Below are 11,725 nucleotides of genomic sequence, written 5' to 3' on the forward strand. Positions count from 1 at the left end.
TCTATCCATGAAACCCATGAAGATTGTTGTCTGTGGTCGTAATGGCCAGGTCGCCCAAGCGTTACAAGGCTCCTTGGCAGACCTGGGCGATGTGAAGCTGCTTGGCCGTGACAAGCTCGACCAGGCTCGGCCTGAACAAATGCGCGATCTACTGCGCCAGCTAGCCCCCGACCTGATCATCAACGCGGCCGCCCATACCGCCGTCGACCAGGCTGAAAGCGAGCCCGAGCTGGCCTTCGCCATCAACGCCGAGGCCCCACGGGTGCTCGCTGAAGAGGCCGCCCGCCTGGGTGCCCCGCTGATCCACTACTCCACCGACTATGTGTTCGATGGCTGCAAGACCACGCCATACACCGAGGACGACGCGACCAACCCGCTGGGCGTCTACGGTGGCAGTAAACTGGCGGGGGAGCAGGCCATCGCCGCCGTTGACGGCCAGTACTTGATCCTGCGTACCAGCTGGGTTTATTCGCTATACGGCCGTAACTTCCTGCTGACCATGCAGCGCTTGCTGCAGGAACGGCCACAGCTGAAGGTGGTGAGCGACCAGGTCGGTGCGCCAACCTGGGCCGCCAGTATCGCGACCAGTACCCGCGCGCTGATCGAGCGCTGGCACGATGGCAAGGCCGGCCAGTGGGGCACCTACCACCTGACAGCCCAGGGCGAAACCTCATGGTTCGGCTTCGCCCAGGCCATCGGCGAACAGCTCAAGGCCCGCGGTCTGCCCTGTGCCGAACTACTGCCAATCCCTTCCAGCGAGTACCCGACGCCAGCCCGACGCCCGCTCAATTCGCGCCTGGACTGCTCGCGCCTGGCCCGAGAATGGCAGGTGACCCAGCCACACTGGCACGAGGCGCTGATCGACTGCCTGAAGTAGCGCATAATTGCGCCAGACTTTTCTGGCGCAACGATCGCGATGATTCCAAGACCCACGCCCCCACGCCGCCCCCGCTGGCGCAGCCTGGCCCTGCTGGCGCTGTGCCTCGCCCCGCTGCTGTGGCCGCTGCACCACCTGGCCGAGCGCTACTACCAGGACGAACTGGCCTCACAGAACCGCCAGACCCTCGACCTCTACGTCGCCAACCTGCTGGGTACCCTGCACCGTTACGAAACCCTGCCGCAGATCCTCGGCGACCTGCCGGCGCTGCGCGGCGTGCTGGCCGACCCGTTGCGACTCGAGACGGTGACCAACGCCAACCGCCTGCTCAAGCACATCACCCAGCAGACCGGCGCCGAGGTGATGTACCTGATGGACGTCAGCGGCAACACCCTGGCCGCCTCCAACTGGGACAAGCAGGACAGTTTCGTCGGCCGCAACTTCTCGTTCCGCCCCTATTTCATCGAAGCGATGGAGGGCCACCTGGGGCGCTTCTTCGGCCAGGGGACCACCTCGGCCAAGCGCGGCTACTTCTTCGCCGCCGCCGTGCACGACCGCGACAAGGTAATCGGCGTGCTGGTGGTCAAGGTCGACCTCGACCACACCGAAACCCTCTGGGGCCGCACCCCGGAACAACTGCTGCTGACCGACCAGAACGGCGTGGTAGTGCTCACCTCGCGCCCGGACTGGCGGTTTCGCGCCACCCGCGAGCTGACCGCAGCCGAGCGCCAGGCCATCGTCGCCATCCAGCCCTACCCGACCCAGGCGCCGCAGCCGCTGACCCTCGACCAGGCCGCCTGGCTGATCCAGACCCGCGACATCAAGGAAACCGGCTGGCAGGTGAGCATCCTCGCTCCGCGTCTGCTGGTCGACCGCTCGGTGCAGACGGTCATGGCCATCGGCGGCGGCGCGCTGCTGGTGACCATGCTCCTGGCAGGCCTGGTGATGCAGCGCCGCCGTCACTACATCGACCGCATCGACTTCGAGGCCCGTGCCCGCCAGGAGCTTGAAAACCGCGTGGTCGAGCGCACCGCCGACCTCGAGGGTCTCAACACCCGGCTCAAGAGCGCGGTGCTCGAACGCGAAAGCGCCCAGCAGGAGCTGGTGCGCGCCCAGGATGAGCTGGTCCAGGCCGGCAAGCTGTCGGTGCTCGGCACCATGTCAGCGAGCATCAGCCACGAGCTGAACCAGCCGCTGGCGGCCATTCGCAGCTACGCCGAGAACGCCGAGATCCTGCTCGATCATCAGCGCACCGAGGACGTGCGCGGCAACCTCAAGCTGATCGGCGAGCTGACCGGGCGCATGGCCTCGATCATCGCCCACCTGCGTGCCTTCGCCCGCCGCGACCAGCACGCCCCGGAAAGCGTTGCCCTGCAACCGGCCCTTGACGACGCCCTCGCGCTGCTGGCCAAGCGCCGCCGGGCCATGGCCGTGGAACTGGTGCGCGACCTGCCCGAGGCCACCCTGTGGGTGCAGGCCGGCGAGACCCGCCTGCGCCAGGTGCTGGGCAACCTGCTGGCCAACGCCCTCGATGCCCTCACCGAGAAGGCCAACCCACGCAGGCTGTGGCTGAGTGCCGAACGCCAGGATGACTGCGTCTACCTGTACATCCGCGACAATGGCCCCGGTTTCAGCCGCCAGGCCCTGGAGCACGCCAAGGAGCCGTTCTTCACCACCAAGACCCGCACCCAGGGCCTGGGGCTGGGGCTGGCCATCTGCGAAAGCCTGATGCATGCACTGGGCGGTGAGCTGCTGCTGGGCAACCACCCGGAAGGCGGTGCCCTGCTGACGCTGAAACTGCGCGTGGCCAAACCCGGCGCCAACCTGCAATCTTCGGAGGACACCTCGGCATGACCGAGACACTGATCGACAGCCGCGCCCAGGTGCTCCTGGTCGACGACGACCCGCACCTGCGCCAGGCCCTGAGCCAGACCCTGGACCTGGCCGGGCTCAAGGTGGTGGCCCTGGCCGACGCCCAGGGCCTGGCCGGGCGCATCGAGGAAGACTGGCCGGGGGTGGTGGTCAGCGATATCCGCATGCCCGGCATCGACGGCCTGCAACTGCTGGAGCAACTGCATGCCCGCGACAGCGAGCTGCCGGTGCTGCTGATCACCGGCCACGGTGATGTGCCGCTGGCGGTGCAAGCAATGCGCGCCGGGGCCTACGACTTCCTCGAAAAGCCTTTCGCCAGCGACGCTCTGCTCGACAGCGTGCGCCGCGCCCTGGCCCTGCGCCGCCTGGTGCTGGACAACCGCAGCCTGCGCCTGGCCCTGAGCGACCGCCAACAGCTGGCCACGCGCCTGGTCGGCCAGTCGCCGGGCATGCAGCGCCTGCGCGAGCAGATCGGCGCCCTGGCGGGGACCCGCGCCGACGTGCTGATCCTTGGTGAGACCGGCGCCGGCAAGGAGGTGGTGGCCCGCGCCCTGCACGATTTGTCGAGCCGCCGCGACGGCCCGTTCGTGGCGATCAACGCCGGCGCCCTGGCCGAGTCGGTGGTCGAGAGCGAACTGTTCGGCCATGAGCCCGGGGCTTTCACCGGGGCGCAGAAACGCAGGATCGGCAAGTTCGAGTTCGCCAATGGCGGCACACTGTTCCTCGACGAAATCGAGAGCATGAGCCTGGACGTGCAAGTCAAGCTGCTGCGCCTGCTGCAGGAACGGGTGGTCGAACGCCTGGGCGGCAACCAGCTGATCCCGCTGGATATCCGCGTCATCGCCGCGACCAAGGAAGACCTGCGCCAGGCCGCCGACCAGGGCCGCTTCCGCGCCGACCTGTACTACCGCCTGAATGTGGCGCCGCTGCGCATCCCCGCGTTGCGCGAGCGCGGCGACGACATCCTCGTGCTGTTCCAGCACTTTGCCGACGCCGCCAGCGAGCGCCACGGCCTGGCGCCCCACAGCCTGCAACCGGCGCAGCGCGCCGTGCTCCTGCGCCACGACTGGCCGGGCAACGTGCGCGAGCTACAGAACGCCGCCGAACGCTTCGCCCTTGGCCTGGAGCTGGCCCTTGATGGCCAGGTGCCCGCGGCGGCCCATGACATCCAGGTGCCCGTGCCGACCGGCAACCTCAGCGAGCAGGTCGAGCAGTTCGAGCGCTCGCTGATCGCCGCCGAACTGGGCCAACCGCACAACTCGATGCGCAGCCTCGCCGAGGCCCTTGGCATCCCGCGAAAGACCCTGCACGACAAGCTGCGCAAGCACGGCCTGAGCTTCGACGGCGGCGGCGGGCACGACGACCAGGAGGACCACCGTCAATGAGCACCGACAGCCAGTACCTGCAATCCGTACTGCACGGCGACATTCCACTGACCCGCGAGATGGGGATGGAAGTGATCGATTGGCAGCAGCACTGCCTGCGCCTGAAGTTGCCGCTGGCACCCAACGTCAACCACAAGAGCACCATGTTCGGCGGCAGCCTTTACTGCGGCGCGGTGCTGGTGGGCTGGGGCTGGCTGCACCTGCGCCTGCGCGAACTGGGGATCGATGACGGGCATATCGTCATCCAGGAAGGGCAGATCAGCTACCCGCTGCCGGTCACCGGGGCTGCCGTGGCGCGTTGCCCGGCGCCGGACGAGAAGGCCTGGGAGCGATTCCTGACCATGTACCAGCGTCGCGGGCGGTCGCGGCTGACGCTGGAGACGGTGGTGAGCAACGAGGGTAGCGACGAGCCTGCGGTGAAATTCAGTGGGCAGTACGTGTTGCATCGCTGAAAGCTTGGAGGCCCTTCGCGGCACAAGGCCGCTCCTACAGGGAAACGTGATCCCCTGTAGGAGCGGCCTTGTGCCGCGATGGGCTGCAAAGCAGCCCCGGCGGTCTCAAGCCCGGATAGCGCCCGCCAGCTCGACCAACGCCTTCCGCCAACCGGCAGCCTTGGGCAACGCCAGGAAAAACGGATTGAGCAACGAGTCCCGCGCCGGATACCGGAACGCCAACCCATCCAGCCCGATCACCTCACCCCCAGCCCCTTCCAGCACGCCCTGGGCAGCCGCCGTATCCCACTGCGAAGTCGGCGCCAACCGCGGATAACAGTCGGCACTGCCTTCGGCCAGCAGGCAGAATTTCAGCGAACTGCCGATATTGGCCAGCTCCAGCTCACCCACCGCACCACTCAGCCCGGCCAGCAGGGCCTCCTGCTGCGGGCTGGAATGCCGGCGGCTGGCGACGACGGTGAACTTCACCCCCTGCGGTGGCGCGTTACGTACCTGGATCGGCTGCGCGGCACCATCACGCTCCACACGCCAGGCTCCCAGGTCGCGACCGCCGAAATAGCAGCGGCCATTGGTCGGCATCGCCACCACCCCGAACACCACCTCACCGTTTTCGACCAGCGCGATATTGACGGTGAACTCTTCGCTACCGGCAATGAACTCCTTGGTGCCATCCAGCGGATCGACCAGCCACCAGCGCTGCCAGCCTTGGCGGGTGGCCAGAGGAATCTCGCAGTCTTCCTCGGACAGCACCGGAATCTGCGGCGCCAGTGCCTGCAGGCCCTCGGCGATAACCCGATGAGCCGCCAGGTCGGCAGCAGTCACCGGCGAATCGTCAGCCTTGCTGATCACGGCTACATCGGCGCGCCAGAACGGCAGGATCGCCTCGCCAGCCGAACGGGCGAGATTCACCACGTCCTGCATCAATTGCCGATCGTTCATACGCTCAGCACTCCACGCTGGATCAGCAGGTCACGGGCCAGATACAGCGCCGCCAGCGCCCGTCCTTCGGTAAACTGCGGGTGCATGGCCAACGCCGAGAGTTCACGCAGGTTGACCTTGTCGACCCGCATCGGCTCGGGCTCGTCGCCCTCCAGGCGTTCTTCGTACAGGTCGGAGGCCAGCACCACCTGGATCTTTTGGCTCATGTAGCCGGGCGACAGCGACAGCTCGGTCAGGTGCTCCAGCTGGCGTGCGCCAAAACCGGCCTCTTCCTTGAGCTCCCGGTCGGCGGCGGCCAGCACGTCCTCGCCCGGCTCGATCAGGCCCTTGGGCAGGGACAGCTCGTATTCATCGGTGCCGCCGCAATATTCCTCGACCAGCACCGCGTGCTCGGCGTCGAGCATGGCCACGATCATCACCGCGCCATAGCCGTTGCCACGGCCGACCAATCGCTCGTAGGTGCGCTCGGTGCCGTTGGAAAAGCGCAACTGCACGGCTTCGACCCTGAACAGGCGGCTGCTGGCGACGATCTCGCGGCTGAGGACGGTGGGTTTCTGGCGCATGGGGCGGCTCCTTGGCGTGAACGGGTTACTATACCGTGGCTTGCCGACTGATCGAGAATTTCCCATGCCCGTTCTTCCCTGGTCCGCCATCGATACCGTCCTGCTGGACATGGACGGCACCCTGCTCGACCTGCACTACGACAACCGCTTCTGGCTAGACCACCTGCCCCAACGCTACGCCGAGCTGCATGGCGTAAGCCGGGCCATGGCCGAGCTTGAGCTGCGCCCGCTGTTCGAGCAGCATGCCGGTACGCTCAACTGGTACTGCCTGGACTTCTGGAGCCGCGAACTGCGCCTGCCGATCCGCGAGCTGAAACAGGAGATCGCCGACCTCATTGCCCTCAAGCCGGATGCTGACACCTTTCTTGCAGCCATTCGCAAGGCGGGCAAGCGGGTGGTGATGATCACCAATGCGCACCGCGATTCGCTGTCGTTGAAACTGGAGCGGGTGGAGCTGGCACCGTATTTCGAACGGCTGATCAGCTCGCATGACTATGGGTATCCGAAGGAGAGTCCACAGTTCTGGGATGCCTTGCAGGCGGACATCGGTTTTGAACCGGCGCGCAGCCTGTTCATCGATGACACTTTGGCGATTCTGCGCAGTGCCCGGCGATTTGGTGTTGGGCACCTGTTGGCGGTGCGCCAGCCGGATAGCCGGGCGGAACCTCGGGATACCCAGGAGTTTGCGGCGGTCGAGGATTACCGGGAGTTACTGGTTGGCCTGTGACGGCCTCTTCGCGGGTAAACCCGCTCCCACAGAATCTGCACAGTCCTTGAATATGGTGCAGTACCTGTGGGAGCGGGTTTACCCGCGAAAGAGCCGGATCAGGCGATGAAGATTAATCCGGAATACGCAGCACCTGCCCCGGATAGATCTTGTTGGGGTCCTTCAGCATCGGCTTGTTCGCCTCGAAGATCTTCTGGTACTTGTTGGCATCGCCATAGACCCGCTTGGAGATGGCGCTCAGGGTGTCACCTTTCTCGACCTCGACGAACCGGGCCGCCTGGGCCACCGGACCGGTGACGGTGATCTGGTCATCCACCGAAGCCACCCCCGCGATATTGCCGGCAGCCAGGATGATCTTCTCCTTCTCCTCCTGGCTGGCAACCTCGCCCTTGAGAATGACCTTGTCACCCTCTACAGTGGCCGAGATATTCGGGTTGCCCAGACCAACGTCCTGGACGTGTTTCTTCAACTGTTCCTCGGCATTGGCATTGCCCGGCGTCAGCAGGTCGATCAACTTCTCGCCGGCTTCCTTTACGAAACTGAACAGGCTCATGTGGCGCTCCTTTGATGGTGAATCCATGGAAGCAGGAGTCTAGGCCAGGATTACCCATCCCGCCCCGCTGCGACCAATCGACGCGCTCTATCACGGCATAGACGCTAGCGATTAGACGCCATCGGCACAGGGGCCTAGGCTTGTGGGGTCAAACTGCCAGCCGGTATTCGCCCCGATGAACAGCAAGCCACCGGTCTGCGCGGCGTCCACGCCCTTTGCCCTGCCCGCCGCCAGCAACACCTACGATTACGCCCAGCTAACCGATACAGCCCGCGACAGCACGCCGCTGGCCGAGGAAGTGGCCCTGGCCATCGTCTACAACGGCCTGAACCAGGCGGTGATGCTGGTCAGCCCGACCGACCTGGAAGACTTCGCCGTCGGTTTCAGCGTGGGCAGCGGCATCGTCGCCGGTACCGAAGAAATCTACGATGTGAAGCTCTCCGGCAGCGGCTCGGCGCTGTACGCCGACCTGGAGATCTCCAGCCGCGCCTTCTGGAACCTGAAGAACCAGCGCCGCCAGCTGGCCGGCACCAGCGGCTGCGGCCTGTGCGGCGTCGAGGCCCTGGAGCAGGCATTGCCCGAGCTCAACGTGCTGCCCGGCGCGCCCCTGCCGCCCGCGCACTGGCTCAAGGACCTGCGTCAGCGCATCGATGCCTTCCAGCCCCTCGGCCAGCACTGCGGCGCGGTGCACGCGGCACTGTACATGGACCGCGACGGCCGGCTGCTGCTGGGCCGCGAAGACATTGGCCGGCACAACGCCCTGGACAAGCTGATTGGCGCCCTGCTGCGCCAGCGCATCGACACCACCGGCGGCCTGGCCATCGTCACCAGCCGCTGCAGCCTGGAACTGATCCAGAAAGTCCTGCGCGCCGGCATCCAGACGTTGGTCAGCCTCTCGGCGCCGACGGGCCTGGCCCTGCAATGGGCGCGCAAGCACAACCTCAACCTCATTCATCTGCCCAAACACAGCGCACCGCGGGTGTTCAGCCCAGCGGCGGAGTAGCAACAGCCGTGACCTCCTACGAAAAACTGCCAGACAACGCCCCCGCCTCCACCCCTCGCTACAAACCCTACCCCGGCCCCGCCGGCGGCTGGGGCGCGCTACGCAGCGTGGCCAAGGCCTGGGTGGGCAGCGACAATGCCCTGAAGAACATCCGCGCCCTGCTCAAGACCAACCAGAACGGCGGTTTCGACTGCCCCGGCTGCGCCTGGGGCGACTCGCCCGAGAGCGGCATGGTCAAGTTCTGCGAGAACGGCGCCAAGGCGGTCAACTGGGAGGCCACCAAGCGCCGTGTCGATGCGGCGTTCTTCGCCCGCTACAGCGTCAGCGCGCTGCTCGAGCAGAGCGACTACTGGCTTGAGTACCAGGGGCGCCTGACCGAGCCGATGGTCTACGACCCGGTCACCGACCGTTACCGGCCGATCGACTGGGACGCGGCCTTCGCCCTGATCGCCCGCCATCTGAACAACCTGTCCAGCCCTGACCAGGCGGAGTTTTACACCTCCGGCCGGGCCAGCAACGAGGCGGCGTACCTGTACCAGCTGTTCGTGCGCGCCTACGGCACCAACAACTTCCCCGACTGCTCGAACATGTGCCACGAGGCCAGCGGCGTGGCCCTGGGCCAGAGCGTCGGCGTGGGCAAGGGCACGGTCACCTACGACGACTTCGAGCACGCCGACGCGATCTTCGTCTGGGGCCAGAACCCCGGCACCAACCACCCGCGCATGCTCGACCCGCTGCGTGACGCGGTGAAGCGCGGCGCCCAGGTGGTCTGCGTCAACCCGCTCAAGGAACGTGGCCTGGAGCGCTTCCAGCACCCGCAGAACCCACTGGAGATGCTGACCAATACCGATCGCCCGACCAACACGGCATTCTTCCGCCCGGCCCTGGGCGGCGACATGGCGCTGCTGCGCGGCATGGCCAAGTTCCTGCTGCAGTGGGAGCGCGATGCCCAGGCCAAGGGCGAGCCGGCGATCTTCGACCACGCCTTCATTGCCGAGCACGGCCATGGCGTGGACGAGTACCTGGCGGTGGTCGATGCCACCTCGTGGGAGCAGATCGAGGCGCAATCGGGCCTGACCCTGGCCGACATCGAACTGTCGGCGCGCATGTACTGCAAGGGCAAGCGGGTGATCATGTGCTGGGCCATGGGCATCACCCAGCACCGCCATTCGGTGCCGACCATCCAGGAAATCGTCAACCTGATGCTGCTGCGCGGCAACCTCGGCGTGCCGGGCGCCGGCCTGTGCCCGGTGCGCGGCCACAGCAACGTGCAAGGCGACCGCACCATGGGCATCAATGAGCGCCCTCCGGTGTTCCTGCTCGACGCCCTTGAGAAGCGCTTCGGCTTCCCGGTGCCACGCCACAACGGCCACAACACCGTCGAGGCGATCCACGCCATGCTCGACGGCCGGGCCAAGGTGTTCATCGGCCTGGGCGGCAACTTCGCCCAGGCCACGCCAGATACCGAACGCACAGCGCAGGCGTTGCGCAACTGCGAGCTGACCGTGCACATCAGCACCAAGCTCAACCGCAGCCACCTGGTCCACGGCAAGCAGGCGCTGATCCTGCCGTGCCTGGGCCGCACCGATATCGACCTGCAGGGCGAAGGCCCGCAGGCGGTGACGGTGGAGGACTCGTTCAGCATGGTCCACGCCTCCAACGGCCAGCTCAAGCCGCTGTCGCGGCAGATGCGCTCGGAGCCGGCCGTGGTCGCCGGCATCGCCGCCGCTACCCTGGGCCAGCAGCCGGTGGACTGGCACTGGCTGGTGGCCGACTACGACCGCATCCGCGAGCTGATCGCCGACACCATCCCCGGCTTTGCCGACTTCAATGAACGCCTGCGCCTGCCCGGTGGCTTCTACCTGGGCAACAGCGCCGGCAGCCGTCAGTGGAAGACTGCCAGCGGCCGCGCCAACTTCAAGGCCAACCTGCTGCCCGACAGCCTGCTTGACGAGCGCGTGCGCGCCAGCGGCCAGTTGCCGGACCTGATCATGCAGTCGATGCGTTCGCACGATCAGTACAACACCACCATCTATGGCATGGACGACCGCTACCGCGGCGTGCGCGGCCAGCGCGACGTGCTGTTCGCCAACGAAGCCGACATCGTCCGCCTGGGCTTCCAGCCCGGGCAGAAAGTCGACATCGTGTCGCTGTGGGGCGATGAGCATGTGCGCCGGGTGCATGGCTTCACTCTGCTGGCGTTCGACATCCCCGCCGGCCAGGCGGCGGCGTACTATCCGGAGGTGAACCCGCTGGTGCCGCTGGAGAGCATCGGCGACGGCAGCCATACGCCGACGTCGAAGTTCATCGCCATCAAGCTTGAGCGGGCACGGGACGACGGGCGCATAATCTAGCGCGTGCCAGAACGCAAGATTGGGCTATGCGCGATCCCTGTAGGAGCGGCCTTGTGTCGCGAAAGGGGTGCGAAGCGCCCCCACGATTTGTGCATCAAGCAGATTTCGCCGGGGCCGCTACGCGGCCCTTTCGCGACACAAGGCCGCTCCTACAGGGGCAAGCGTAGATTCCGAGCACCCGCCCACAAAAAAGCCCTGTTCCGCAACGGTTCAGGGCTTCGTCATAAATAGCTCAGACAACCGAAAATCGCGAAAGTTTCATACATAATTCAATAACTTAGAGAATTGTGTACAACTCGTGCTACTCGTCGGATTCCGATTGCCAGCCGCCTCGGCGAGCCTCAAATTCCGCTTCGTCATCCCTCTGAGGCTCTCTTGATGAAGAAGTACTCCTCGATTCTGTTGTTGTCTTTTGGTCTGCTCAGCGGCGTTGCCATGGCAGGCGGCACCACCGAAGCCGGCATTGGCGGCGCATTGGGTGGGGTACTGGGCTCCGTGGTGGGCAACTCCATCGGCGGTAGCACGGGCGGTGCCATTGGTGCCGGCCTGGGCGGCGCGGCCGGCGGTGCGCTGGGTGCCGACAAGCGCCAGCGTGGCGAAGCGGCCATCGGTGGCGCACTGGGTGCGGCCGGCGGCAACGTGGTGGGTCGCTCCATGGGCGGCACCACCGGCAGCTACATCGGCGCGGCCGCCGGTGGTGGCGCCGGTGGCGCACTGGGCAACTACATGGGCAACAAGGCCGATGAGGATGAGCGGCGTGATTCGCGTCGCTACCGTCGCGACTATGATGATCGCCGCCACTACGACCGCGGTCACCACTATGGCCATCGCAAGCACAAGCGCCACTGGCGCCATGACTGATCGCCAGGCTTACGCCTGAGACCTAAGGCCCTGCCCTCATCGGCAGGGCCTTTTCGTTTGCATACCCGCCAGAGGATTAGGGGCGGCCCCGATATGGAGGCCACTAGCCACTAGTTATCATCGCTGTTTCGATCAAGCA

The 11,725-nt window shown here is 66.1% G+C and carries 11 protein-coding genes; 8 read left to right on the plus strand and 3 right to left on the minus strand.

Features of this window, described 5'->3' with window-relative positions:
* Positions 1-16: 16 nt before the first annotated feature.
* The 4 genes from rfbD to DMX06_RS05830 are packed head-to-tail and all read left to right on the plus strand — an operon-like array spanning position 17 to position 4,586.
* A complete protein-coding gene (gene rfbD, locus DMX06_RS05815) occupies positions 17-877 on the plus strand; it encodes a dTDP-4-dehydrorhamnose reductase (protein ID WP_375538083.1) in 861 nt (286 codons plus the stop codon).
* A 39-nt stretch (positions 878-916) separates the two neighbouring features.
* Positions 917-2,731: a sensor histidine kinase gene (locus DMX06_RS05820; RefSeq protein WP_110735485.1), complete on the plus strand. Its 1,815-nt coding sequence runs from the start codon at positions 917-919 to the stop codon at positions 2,729-2,731.
* Complete coding sequence (locus tag DMX06_RS05825) at positions 2,728-4,134, plus strand: sigma-54-dependent transcriptional regulator (RefSeq protein WP_110735487.1); 1,407 nt, start codon at positions 2,728-2,730, stop codon at positions 4,132-4,134. The genes DMX06_RS05820 and DMX06_RS05825 overlap by 4 nt, the downstream gene beginning before the upstream one ends.
* Entirely contained in the window at positions 4,131-4,586 is a 456-nt protein-coding gene (locus DMX06_RS05830; protein ID WP_110735489.1) for a thioesterase domain-containing protein, read from the plus strand. Before DMX06_RS05825 ends, DMX06_RS05830 begins: the two co-directional genes overlap by 4 nt.
* Positions 4,587-4,691: 105 nt before the next feature.
* Here DMX06_RS05830 and cysQ read toward each other — a convergent pair whose 3' ends face one another.
* Together cysQ and nudE are read right to left on the minus strand one after the other, a co-directional pair.
* Positions 4,692-5,525 (minus strand): 3'(2'),5'-bisphosphate nucleotidase CysQ, encoded by an 834-nt coding sequence (cysQ, locus tag DMX06_RS05835; RefSeq protein ID WP_110735491.1) that lies wholly within the window; start codon positions 5,523-5,525, stop codon positions 4,692-4,694.
* Positions 5,522-6,088 (minus strand): ADP compounds hydrolase NudE, encoded by a 567-nt coding sequence (gene nudE, locus DMX06_RS05840; RefSeq protein ID WP_050703344.1) that lies wholly within the window; start codon positions 6,086-6,088, stop codon positions 5,522-5,524. The genes cysQ and nudE overlap by 4 nt, the downstream gene beginning before the upstream one ends.
* 64 nt (positions 6,089-6,152) lie before the next feature.
* On the opposite strand from nudE, the gene yrfG reads away from it, so the two are divergent.
* A complete protein-coding gene (gene yrfG, locus DMX06_RS05845; RefSeq protein ID WP_110735493.1) occupies positions 6,153-6,815 on the plus strand; it encodes a GMP/IMP nucleotidase in 663 nt (220 codons plus the stop codon).
* A 112-nt stretch (positions 6,816-6,927) separates the two neighbouring features.
* On the opposite strand, the gene lysM is transcribed toward yrfG, so the two are convergent.
* Positions 6,928-7,368 (minus strand): peptidoglycan-binding protein LysM, encoded by a 441-nt coding sequence (lysM, locus tag DMX06_RS05850; protein WP_028689196.1) that lies wholly within the window; start codon positions 7,366-7,368, stop codon positions 6,928-6,930.
* A gap of 175 nt (positions 7,369-7,543) precedes the next feature.
* Between lysM and fdhD the strand changes: the two genes are divergently transcribed.
* The 3 genes from fdhD (at position 7,544) to DMX06_RS05865 (ending at position 11,586) form a co-directional block, all read left to right on the plus strand.
* Positions 7,544-8,371: a formate dehydrogenase accessory sulfurtransferase FdhD gene (fdhD, locus tag DMX06_RS05855; protein WP_110735495.1), complete on the plus strand. Its 828-nt coding sequence runs from the start codon at positions 7,544-7,546 to the stop codon at positions 8,369-8,371.
* An 8-nt stretch (positions 8,372-8,379) separates the two neighbouring features.
* On the plus strand, positions 8,380-10,725 hold the full coding sequence (locus tag DMX06_RS05860) for an FdhF/YdeP family oxidoreductase (RefSeq protein WP_110735497.1): 2,346 nt from the start codon (positions 8,380-8,382) through the stop codon (positions 10,723-10,725).
* Between the two features lie 378 nt (positions 10,726-11,103).
* Complete coding sequence (locus DMX06_RS05865) at positions 11,104-11,586, plus strand: glycine zipper domain-containing protein (protein ID WP_110735499.1); 483 nt, start codon at positions 11,104-11,106, stop codon at positions 11,584-11,586.
* Positions 11,587-11,725 lie beyond the last annotated feature (139 nt).

It is taken from the genome of Pseudomonas mosselii, assembly GCF_003205295.1.
GTDB lineage: Bacteria > Pseudomonadota > Gammaproteobacteria > Pseudomonadales > Pseudomonadaceae > Aquipseudomonas > Aquipseudomonas mosselii_B.